At 40.8% G+C, this 11087-nt stretch carries 7 protein-coding genes; 4 read left to right on the top strand and 3 right to left on the bottom strand.

Annotated features, from left to right (window positions below):
* Nucleotides 1-114: 114 nt before the first annotated feature.
* Entirely contained in the window at nt 115-3342 is a 3228-nt protein-coding gene (locus WD048_14720; protein MEX0813469.1) for a trypsin-like peptidase domain-containing protein, read from the bottom strand.
* Nucleotides 3343-3425: 83 nt separating this feature from the next.
* Nucleotides 3426-4934 carry a T9SS type A sorting domain-containing protein gene (locus tag WD048_14715; GenBank protein ID MEX0813468.1) on the bottom strand — a complete coding sequence of 503 codons (1509 nt, stop codon included), beginning with the start codon at nt 4932-4934 and terminating at the stop codon, nt 3426-3428.
* 128 nt (nt 4935-5062) lie between these two features.
* Here WD048_14715 and WD048_14710 point away from each other — a divergent pair, with 128 nt between their 5' ends.
* Together WD048_14710 and WD048_14705 are read left to right on the top strand one after the other, a co-directional pair.
* Nucleotides 5063-6589, top strand: coding sequence for a hypothetical protein (locus WD048_14710; GenBank protein MEX0813467.1), 1527 nt, complete (start codon nt 5063-5065; stop codon nt 6587-6589).
* Between the two features lie 559 nt (nt 6590-7148).
* Nucleotides 7149-8345 (top strand): DUF5723 family protein, encoded by a 1197-nt coding sequence (locus WD048_14705; GenBank protein ID MEX0813466.1) that lies wholly within the window; start codon nt 7149-7151, stop codon nt 8343-8345.
* 19 nt (nt 8346-8364) lie between these two features.
* Here the strand turns inward: WD048_14705 and WD048_14700 are convergent, their stop codons facing one another.
* Nucleotides 8365-9297: a mechanosensitive ion channel family protein gene (locus tag WD048_14700; protein ID MEX0813465.1), complete on the bottom strand. Its 933-nt coding sequence runs from the start codon at nt 9295-9297 to the stop codon at nt 8365-8367.
* A gap of 105 nt (nt 9298-9402) precedes the next feature.
* On the opposite strand from WD048_14700, the gene pyrR reads away from it, so the two are divergent.
* The gene (pyrR, locus tag WD048_14695; protein MEX0813464.1) at nt 9403-9960 is read left to right on the top strand and encodes a bifunctional pyr operon transcriptional regulator/uracil phosphoribosyltransferase PyrR; all 558 of its coding nucleotides are present in this window, start codon (nt 9403-9405) and stop codon (nt 9958-9960) included.
* A complete protein-coding gene (locus WD048_14690; GenBank protein ID MEX0813463.1) occupies nt 9960-10892 on the top strand; it encodes an aspartate carbamoyltransferase catalytic subunit in 933 nt (310 codons plus the stop codon). Before pyrR ends, WD048_14690 begins: the two co-directional genes overlap by 1 nt.
* The last annotated feature ends 195 nt before the right edge of the window (nt 10893-11087 follow it).

Here is an 11087-nt window from a genome sequence, read left to right as displayed (position 1 = left end):
ATAAAACCCAGTTGTCAAAATAGATAATAGGAGCATCGCTCATAGGTGAACTGAGGTCGATAATTATTTAAGAGCTGAGCAATAAATAATTTCCGAACTCAGGTAGTAAGCTGCTTATCTGATCACATTGATTTTGTGACTGCTGATCTCATTTTCCATTCTCAGCAGTAAAAAATAGCTGCCAGAAGCAAGTCTGTTAAGATCAATACTGTAATTATTGCTGCTATTGTTAAGCAACTGTGCATACAGCAATTTACCCGGTACATCATAGATTTCCACCAAAATTTCTTTGTCAATCAATACCTCAGGTATATCGATTAATAAATTGCTGCTCACCGGATTTGGAAAAATCCTGACTTCCTCCAGTAGAGATTGCACAGAAATATTTGTAGAGGTCTGAGGGCCAAAACCCACTTCCAGGTGTTTTTCGCAATTGTTCTGATCGGTAATGGTCAATGAATAGGTGTTTCCCGAACACAATCCAACCGCAGAATCAGCGGTGATTTGTTGGGAATGACTCCATGAATAGAAGTAAGGTGGATTCCCTCCCGATACGATCGCCCTGGCTGCTGCCTCACAATTTTCAGCGTTTGTTGAGTCGACAATTAAAGAAGCATCGATGGCTGTCGGTTCTGTAATTTCAAAGCTATCGGTGCTATTACAACCTGAATTGGAAACTGTAAGAAAATAAGTCCCCGGAGCCAATTGGTCAATATTACTTCCTATGTCATTGTTGCTCCAATCGTAGAAATATTGCTCTGAAGTATCCAATGGGATAATATTGATTGATCCATCAGCGGCATTATTACAACTCACATGCTGAATATCAGCTGAAAATGCTGGGTAAGCCCTTCCCTGATCAACCTGTGCAGTTATTGAATTGGAGCAGCCATTGCTATCACTCACAGTAACAGTATAAGTGTCTGGTTCAAGATTGTGAAGATTTTTTGCGGTATCACCGGTTGACCAAAGGTAAGTTTCGTTACCGGACACATTACCCACTGTTAGGTTTACAGAACCATTGGCCTCACCGGCACAGGATTCATCCTGAACATTGGCCGTGATCTGGGGCTGCTGCCCACCGGAGCCAACATTTGCCGAACCTGTGGTTTCGCAATTGCTACCGGTACTTACCGTATAATAATAGGTCCCCGGCTGAAGATTACTAATAATTTGACCGGTGTCCCCAGTTGACCATTGATAAGCCGAAGGCTGTGCCCCCCCTGAAGTTGTGAGCTCTACAGAACCGTCTCCCCCCTGGCAGTTGGCGTCATTCACATCGGCATTTACATTTGGTGGATTGGTAACAATCACATCTACCTCGGTTCTGGGGCTGATGCAAGGCAATTCCTGAACCTCCCAATCGTAGAAATAATAGTAGTAATCATCCGCATTTCCGGTTGTGGTATTGTTCCCCGTTATTGATATTAAACCGGGTATGCTATACGGATAATTGGCTCCACCGCTGTTGCGGTACAAGTCCACAGTTCCATCAATCTTTAGGAGATATTGCAGGCCTGGGTTGACCTCAAAATTTAAATCAACACGGCTCTCTCCTGCCGGAATATTTATTGTGGCGGCTTCAATGGTATTGCCATTCTGTTCCAAAACAATATTCCTATTGCCCGCAGAACCGGCATATACTTTTACGCTTTTCAGGACCAAGGGCAATTCTACATCAAACAGGCAGCCCCACAAGTCGTTTGCGGTAAAATATTGCCCGGTAGAAATATTATTATTTGCTTCCCCCAGGTTTTGGACAGGTGTATTTTCCCTTTCTTCCACATAATAAGAAGTGTTTGAATTCAGTACCGGACTTGTGAAAACAGCACCGCTGTCGATTGCATTGCCACCGCTTGGTGTTTCATACCAGTACAGGTTACCTCCGCTGCCAACAGCGCTTAGCTGAGCAGTATTGTTTGCACAAATGGTATCAGAACTTGCGGTGGGAGATGAAGCCATAGCCACATATACCTGTCTGCTCGTTGTATCCATCACCCCACTTGAATCTTCTACAATCAGCTGCACATCAAATGTACCGGTGCTCGTATAAGTTTGCGATGGATTTTCAAGAGAGGAGCTATTGCCATCACCAAAATCCCAGTAATAATTGACTGCATTAAAAGATTGGTTTATGAAATTGACTGCTCCATCACAAGACTTTTCTGTATCCATACTGAAAGCTGCCAGAACAATATTCCCAGGATTGTCCACCGCATTATTTGGCAAACAGGCACCCATGTCATTTATAATTGCATCTGCTCTATTACCACCATTGAGGCATCCACCGGTATTGTGCAATGCTACTACAAGATGATCATTGTAGCTTATTACCGGGGAGCCCGAGCTGCCATTATCTGTATCTGAATAATATTCGGTACGGGTACCATTGCCTCCTCCATTGATGTTGATCACCTGTGCAAAACCAGATGTTGACTGATCGTCATTTACTGAAATCTTTTTTAGTTGGCCTCCGGGATGTTGTGGAATATATATTCTTTCATTGACAGCCGGCCCTGACGATCTCAAACTTAGAAAACCATATGTGTTTGTAGGGTTTACGGGTAATTGCAGTAAGGTATAATCAAGGGAGCCATCAGTACAAATAAGGTTTGATGTTTGAGCCACCTGGTCGGTAACTGCATTGGCAGGCCCTGTACAATTGCTTCTTTGATAATTGAACTGAAATTCTACACTGTTGGCTTCATTTTGAGAACCCACACAATGGTTGTTGGTCATTACATGTCCCTCAGTACCAATCAGCCAGCCTGTACAAAGTCCTGAACCACCAATAACCAGCCTGCATACAGCGGCTGACTTGTCATACATAATAGTACCATTGTAACATTCAACTTCTTCCTGATCATTATTGCCGCAAATTGCTGCATTGATGCTTTCCTGAATCTGATACTCAGGAAAACCATAGGCCACTCTATTGATATCAAAACCATAAGCGGGTTTATTGCCAAAAGCATAAAGCCTGACAATGGCATAATCTGAAAAAATAGAATAAGACCAGAAATCACTCAAAAAAGACTGTCCACCATCGGGGCTCAGTCCATTACCAGCATAGACAAACTCCTGACCGGTTTCAGGGTTACTTACTGTTACATAATCGCCTTCTGCCAATTGAAAATTGCTGAAATGTATTTTTACGTAGGAAGCATCAGTAGACCTGAATTCTTTTTCAAAAATAACCGGATTCATTTGTTTGGAAACATAAGGATGCTGGGTAGAAATATTTACATCTACCTCATCACCTATTTTCAAAGGAGCATTCTGAGCAAATACAGCAATTGCTGAGAACAGAAAAATAAAAAAGCTTGTAAAATGGGATTTCATTATATAAAAGAGTTGTTCAGATTAGCCCTTGAAAATAAGCAATTTAAGGGTTTATGAAAAATGGTGAATTCAATCAATTAAATTTATTGCTTAACAAATTGTAAGGAATAAAAGTTATTCTTGACACGAAGCAGTAGTATATAATTGCCCTCGTACAGGTGTTTTACTGGAATATTATATTGGCCGGCACCTATGCTTTCATTGTTGTTTTTCAAAACCAATTTACCCGTAGCATCATAAATCCTAAAATCATTCCAATCAGTTTCATATCTTATAAATAAATTGTCTGAAACCGGGTTTGGATACACCTGAATTTGAAGATTATCCTCAATAGACTTTACATTGCTAGTGTCTTCAGGTGTTTCTTTACTTATTCGCACAAAATCAGTAACCTGGCAGCTACTGTCATGTGCAATAGCTATCCAATATTGGCCAATAGAAGCTTCTGTCTGTATGGTGGGTTGATAGCCAGTACCAGAACAGGGCAAACTGCACCATTGATATGCTGTATTGAGCAGGCCAATGGTCTGTGTATTTAAATCAATTTCATTACCATCTTCAATGATTTCAGTATCTCCTTGTATATTCAATTCTGCACTGTTGCTACAACAAAATGTTCTTTCATTGATTATGGCATGCATACGCGGCATCCACCTGTTGAATATGTCGTCATAATATTCAGGAGGAGCACTACTTGATGGATGATCCCCTCCCTCAATGGTATAGAGATAACTGCACAAACCCACATCTTTTGCGCGTTGGTCAATCAAATAACTGCCTTCCAATGTTATGCCCAGTAAGCCGAGGCCTGAATTCAAGTCGTTGTCATCTTCATAAGGCACCGTACCATCTTCATCGCCATGGGCACTGATATGTGGTGCTTTTCCCGCCTCTACCCAGTCGGCATTTGTAAGTGCTCCGGCAACGTTCAAAATCCCGGCCACCTCTCTACTTTGTCTGGGAAAAATACTACTGCTGGCACTAAACCCTCCCAAAGGAGCAAGTTTTGTGGTATCGCCTATTTCAGCGATTTTATCGGGGTGATCGCAATATTCCATGAACAGGGCTGAAATCGCTCCGGCAGAAGCTCCGCCCAGAAAAATCAGATTGGTATCTACAGCATAAGGGTTTCCATTTTTTGCTGAATAATAAAAATATTCAACAGAGGCACGCATATCTTGCATGGCCCTGAAAAACACGCGCATGGCTACATTTCCCAGATTTAAATCCACCTCAAAACCAATGCGATAATCCATTGCTGCCGCCACATAACCTGCTTTGGCATAACGCTCGCAGGCCAATTGCACATAGCTGTCTTTTTTTGATCCTGTTAAAAAAGCTCCCCCAAAGGCAAAAAGCAAAACTGGCCTGTTTTGAACCGTATCCCCAACAGGTTGATAAATATCCAGGAATAGCTCTTGTGTATCTCCTACAGCATTTACCCCTTGTCCAAATTTTATGTTTTCGGTAATTTGAATTGAATCAAATATTTCGGTGAGATAGCGACAATCTTCGCAGTTTTGGGCAAAGGAAATATAAGGGGACAGGCACACAAAAAGGTATGATAGAAATAAACAAGGTATAGTTTTCATAAAACAATTACTTGACTGAACGTGCTTGAAATTACAAAATAATGCACAATCGATTATTTCGATTTCCCTGTTTAAGTATACAGAAATTGAGAAGGTTTGTTCATTTTAGCTATATTTCGATTTCAATTATGCGTGTTTTGAAATCAAGATGTATATTTTTCGCATTTCTGTTAATGCTGTCGAGCTCCTGCATTCGCAAAGATCTGGACAATTTAAGTACACGCAACTGGAGCCCTGAAATAGCCGTTCCATTGATCAATTCCTCCTTTTTTGTGCAGGATATCATCAAAAAATTTGAAACGGGCGGTTTTATAAAAACCGATAGCACACAGCTCATTACAGTGGTTTATACCGGGAAGGTGGTTTCCATTAGCGGAGAAAATCTGATACCTGTTCCCGATCAATCTTTCACAACCATTGATAGCAGCAGTAATGTGAATTTTGCTTTTCCGGGCGGAGATTTGATACATTTTATAATCGTGAAATCCGGAACTTTTAATTACCGCATGCTTTCCAATCGACAGGAGGATATCCGGGTTACCATTACCATTCCCAAAGCCACAAAAAATGGAGCGCCTTTGCGCATTGTCAAAGACCTGCCCTATACCGGAAGCCCAATAGAATATTCCGGGCAAAGTGATCTCTCGGGCTATTTGCTGGATTTAACAGGCAGTGCCGGCAATTCGAGCAATACCATTGAAGTAAAATACCAGGCAGAGTTGATGTCAAACGGGCAGCGCATTTTGTTGGATGAATTTGAAGGAAGTTTTGAAAACATCCGCTACAACTTTATGGAAGGGTTTTTTGGCCTGAAAAATTTTGAAAAAGGAATGGACACCATTGTGCTCGATATTTTTAAAAACTGGATATCGGGCACTGTTTTTATAGAAAACCCGATGATGAACATGCTGGTGCAAAACAGCTTTGGAATGCCACTTGAACTTCACCTTACAGATTTCAATGCCAGCAATCGCCAGGTGGCATTGCCCATAAGTGGATCGGCTTTCAATACGGGTTATGACCTGGGTTTTCCCGATGGCAATAGTATAGGTTCTGCTGAAAACACCGATATCGTGCTCAATTCTGACAATTCCAATCTGCAAAATGTACTGGCCATTGCGCCCAACAGGCTGAACTTTGGGTTTAACGTAACTGCCAATACCAATCCTTTTACGGTGCTTGGCTTTCTTACCGATGAAAGTCAATTTACAATTGATGTAGATCTGGAAATCCCCTTACAGGGCAGAATTGACAATCTTGTGCTGGCCGATACATTTGCAATGGAATTGGACAATATTGAAGAAATTGACTATGCTGATTTTAAGCTTTTTACAGAAAATACCTTTCCGGTAGATTTGCAGATTCAGGTATATTTTACCGATGATCAAGATCAAATTGTGGATTCTTTGCTCAGCACACCCAAAATTATACTGGCATCGGGTATAGCAGAGCCCGGTAGCGATATCAGAATTCCGGTACAAGAGGAAACCATTATTTCCTTTGGCGCAGAAAAACTGGATCATTTTTTTAACAGCAGCAAAATGACCGTAAATGTAAGGCTTGCAAGTACAGGAGGAGGTGCAGAATCGGTACGCTTTCTTTCAACGCAGTCGCTTTCGGTCAAACTTGGTGTAATAAGCGGACTTAGCCCCTAAGCCGGGTAAACCGGAAATCCTAATTGATAGAAAACAAATCCTAAACAAACCTAAATATCAAAATAAAAATGATTAAAACCATAACTAAGAACCTGAGTTCGGAAATTATTTATTGCTCAGAATGCCAGAAAATAGTGAGATTCGACTGGAAATATTGATGGAATAGCGGGCTATTTTGAGATATTTCCAGGAAGAAGATTGCTGTTTTCTGGCATTTGAAATCCATAAAACGCAATTTGCTGCGTTGCATTTGCTCGGTTTATCCCGATAGACCTTCTCAAATGCGCCTTGCCTATTGCATTTTAGTGAATTTCTGAGCTCTTAAATAATTATCGAACTCAGGTTAAGAGGTGGCATTTAAAAAGTTGGACAAAATAATTTCCCTTTAAACCATCAATATTTACAAGTGTTTCAGAATAATACATAAAATTTTCTGCCAAAAAGTAGAGTTTGAATTTTAAGACACCTAATGAGAAAGTGTTCTTACATATTTGCCTTGTTGTGCTTGTTGTGTCCTGTTCGTTATGCAGTCGCCCAACAAGAGCTTACCCTGCATTTTATGACTGATATCATACAATCCTCAACTACAAACCCTGCTTTTCTTTTTGAAAACAAAGCCATTATTGGCATTCCCTCGCTGGCTTTTAATTATGGAAACAATGCATTTGCTTATCGCGATTTAATTCGCCAGGACCAAGATGGACAGAGCTATCTGGATGTGGAGAACATAATTGGCAAATTAAGCCGCAGAAATTATTTGCAAACACAGCTGAATATTGATCTTTTTCGCATTCATTTTAAAATGAAAGACTGGTATTTATCAATTTCCTCCAGTGAAAAAATGAATATCAAGTTGGGCTATTCCAGGGATTTGGTAGAATTGGCCTGGTATGGAAATGCCAATAAAATTGGTCAAACAATGGATTTGGCTCCTGAGCTCAATATGACATATTATCGAGAATTGAGTTTTGGAGTGGGCTATAAAAAAGAATCCTGGCAAATGGGTGCCCGCTTTAAGTACTTAACAGGGATTGCGGATTTAGCGAGCTCCGATGAGTCCATAACTTTATATACCGATGAAGCACATTATGCCATTACAGTGGAGACAGATTTTCTGCTCAATAGCGCTGGGGTGAATAATTTTTTAAAGGATCCTTTGCAGGCGGCTTTTAGTTTCAGCAATTCTGGATTTGCAATGGATTTGGGCGGTACTTATCAGTTCAATGAAAAATGGAGCATGGCAGCAAGTATTGTCAATTTGGGATTTATCCGCTGGAAAGACGATGTGACCAATTACAGCAGCAGGGGCAGTTTTACTTTCCAGGGCATTGAACTGGAATCACTTTTTGAAGAAGAGTCTTTTTCTTTCGATGAGCTGCAGGATTCACTTGAAGCAAATTTCGGATTGAAAGAAAACCAGGATCCCTACACAAGCCATCTTGTTCCGCGCCTTTACGTGAGTACAGCCTATAGTTTTAGGACTACATCGCAGGTAAGCGCTTTGTTTTACGGTGAAATTTTTGATGGTTTTCAACCGGCTATGGCATTGCACTATCAGGAGCAGGTCAATGCGTATTTCAGTATAGGTGCCTCCTATTCAATCAAAAATAAAACCTATGCCAATTTTGGTTTAAGCACGGTCATATCTTACTGGAAAATGCAGGCCTTCTTTGTATCGGATAATTTTGTGAGCGTATTTATCCCAAAAAGATCAAAAAGTGTCAATTTCAGGGCGGGGATAAATTTTAGGTTGTGATCATAAAGCCCTTTTAAACCTATTTCTTCCCTTCTACATCTACTTTTAAAGGCTTTTGTTCATCATACAGCTTGTGCTCCAATACATATGAAGGCATTGTGTAGCCATTGCTCAGCAGCATGTTGACAACTCCCCTAACTATCCGGCTTTTGATAAATTCACCTTCCAGGGCCTCTTCAAAATTTTTGCTTTTAAAAGCATCTACCCAGAAAAACACCCTGATGTCAATGGTGCTTACCCCAACTTGCTCGATGTTAACGGCAGGCTTGGGATTTTTAAGCACACCATATTGCTCATATTTTTTCAATTCCTGAAGAATCAGTTTGCGGGCGCGCTCTGTATCACACTCAGTATCCAATCCCAGGGGAAAATCATAGCGCAACAGCCCGTCTTTGGTAAAATTGGTCAGTTCGGTTTTTACGATTGTGGCATTGGGAATATAAATATCCCTGCCATCCTGTGTCCTGATATGGGTTGTTCTCAGGTTGAGTGCTGTTACTCTTCCTTTAAACCCTCCTACTTCAATAATATCCCGAATGTTGAAAGGCCGGCTGAATGCCAGCAAAAGTCCGGAAAGAAAATTCTCGGCAATATCCTTAAAAGCAAAGCCTATAATGAAAGCTGAAACTCCGGCACCGGCCAACATTCCCCCGGCAATTTTGCTAAAGCCCAAAATATTTAAAGCAGTAAATAACCCAAAGAGATAAATAACCCACTTGATAATAGCAGCTATTAATCCGGCCACTATACTGTCTTTCCATTTTTGTGCTATGCGTTTTTGTAAAAGGGTGAAAACAAGCCTGCCCGTGAAATAAAAGAGTAAAAACACAACTAGTGCAATGCTCAGCTCAGGAAGCAATTCAAAGATGCGGTCTTTATAGGAAGAAAAAACACTGACAAACTGGTCTTTTAAAGCAACAGTGTCAATAAATGCCATCGTAAAATATATCATGCTCTAAAATTAGAATATTTTTTACAGAGAAATTTTATCCGGCTAAAAATATACAGCTATGTCGGAAAACATACTTTGCCTATCTTTGCTCAAATTCTCTGCTGAATGCGACCCAGGGTAATTCTCGACAAAGATCAATTTGCGCTTACCATTGAAAGGCTCTGTCATCAATTGATAGAAGTTCACGGTGATTTCAGCAATACCGCATTAATAGGCGTACAACCCCGCGGTGTTTTTCTCTCCGACCGCATTGTAGAACGCCTACAGGATATTCAGCCCAAAAACAAAGGGCTTTACGGAAAGCTCGATAACACCTTTTATCGCGATGATTTCAGAAGACGGGACAATCTGGCCGTTGCAAGTCAAACGACTATTGATTTTTCAATTGAAGGGAAAAAAGTAGTATTGATTGATGATGTGCTTTTTACCGGAAGAACCATACGCTCAGCAATGGATGCCCTGCTTGATTTTGGAAGACCCGATCATATAGAATTACTGACATTGATTGATCGCAGGCTGAGCAGGGATGTGCCTATTCAGGCCAATTATATAGGCAAAAAAATTGACTCGATTGAGTCTGAAAGAGTGAAAGTGGAGTGGAAAGGGGAAGCGGAAGCTAAGGAGGATAAGGTTTGGATTTTAAGAACAGATAAAAAAGATTAATGGGAGCTTTGAGTACAGATCATCTTCTCGGAATTAAAGACCTTCAAAAAGAAGACATCGAGCTCATTTTTAAAACGGCTGATAATTTCAAGGAAGTACTCAGCAGGCCAATCAAAAAAGTACCCTCCCTTCGCGATACGACCATTGCCAACCTGTTTTTTGAAAATTCCACAAGAACCAGAATATCCTTCGAATTGGCAGAAAAAAGGCTTTCGGCAGATGTGGTGAATTTTTCCGCTGGATCATCCTCAGTGAAAAAAGGAGAAACACTGATTGATACAGTGAATAATATCCTGGCCATGAAAGTGGATATGGTGGTGATGCGGCATCCTGCTCCGGGCGCCCATCAGTTTTTGTCGCGCCATATCGATGCCAAAATCATCAATGCGGGCGATGGCACACATGAGCACCCTACCCAGGCACTGCTCGATAATTTTTCCATTCGCGAAAAATTAAAACTAAAGAGTTTTAAGGGATTGAAAGTCTGCATTTTTGGCGATATCAAACATTCGCGAGTAGCACTGTCCAATATTTTTTGCCTACAAAAATTAGGAGCTAAAGTACGCGTATGCGGCCCCCCAACTTTGATTCCAAAATTCATCCACACCCTTGATGTAGAAGTTTCCTACAGTGTAAAAGAATCGCTGCAATGGTGCGATGTGGCCAATATTCTGCGCATACAGATGGAGCGCCAGGACATCAAATATTTTCCTTCATTACGCGAATATGCCATGTACTACGGCATCAATAAAAAGTTGCTGGACAGCATCAAAAAAGACATTGTGATTATGCATCCCGGCCCGATTAATCGAGGGGTGGAAATTGCTTCTGATGTGGCGGATTCCAAACAAAGTATTATCCTACAACAAGTAGAAAATGGGGTTGCCATTCGTATGGCCGTACTTTATTTGATGGCCGGGAAGGTGGAGTGATTTAGTATTGATTACAAGCTAGCCTTTTTAATATCTTAGGATTCAACTTCAACCATTTTTTGGTAGAATATTTTTCATGCCCATGAAAAGCCTTGTAATCATTGGTCATCCTATGTTTACAATCTCATTATTTTTATAGTGAATAAAAAGGGAGAAAGAGTAAGGCTATTGATCGTCATTGGTCTTAAAGACAGT

The sequence above is a fragment of the Chitinophagales bacterium genome (assembly GCA_040877935.1).
In the GTDB taxonomy this organism is placed as follows: domain Bacteria; phylum Bacteroidota; class Bacteroidia; order Chitinophagales; family CAIOSU01; genus JBBDNB01.
This window is presented reverse-complemented; position numbering and strand designations above follow the sequence as displayed.